This is a genomic window from Staphylococcus pettenkoferi, from assembly GCF_002902685.1.
In the GTDB taxonomy this organism is placed as follows: domain Bacteria; phylum Bacillota; class Bacilli; order Staphylococcales; family Staphylococcaceae; genus Staphylococcus; species Staphylococcus pettenkoferi.
Genome location: NZ_PPRN01000072.1, coordinates 1 through 437, shown reverse-complemented (window position 1 = coordinate 437; position 437 = coordinate 1). Strand labels below are relative to the sequence as shown.

General features: G+C 36.8%; 1 protein-coding gene. It reads right to left on the bottom strand.

Annotated elements, in window-relative coordinates; genetic code table 11:
* Positions 1-437 (bottom strand): transposase family protein (locus CD126_RS11205; RefSeq protein ID WP_142381369.1); only part of this gene is annotated, 437 nt, incomplete at both ends.

The following is a 437-nucleotide window of genomic DNA, read 5'->3' as shown; positions in this document are numbered from 1 at the left end:
CGACGATCAGGTAATATTTCAATAACATCATGATTGACGGCATCACAATAAATAAAGCTCATCGCACTCGCTACATCATTCGTTGACTTAAACTCGTCGAATGATAAATACTGAGGTAACTTATGATTCGGCTTAATTTCTTCGCCTAAATACTTAAGATGACGATGGACGGTAGATGGTGAAACAAAGTAATCTGAAGCAATATCCTTTTCAGACCTCACTTTAGCTAGCTTTTTCGTAATTACTAGTTTAACGTCAGTAGAGATTCGACAACGTGAACGAATATAAGGTGTTTTCGCTGTATATGTTCGCTGACACGCCTTACAATAAAAGCGTTGCTTTTTTAGAGCTAAATATGCAGGGCGTTCAAATACTAACCCCATATAAACGCTCGTCTTACGAGAACCATGTTTAATAATAGTTTGATTCTCATTTTG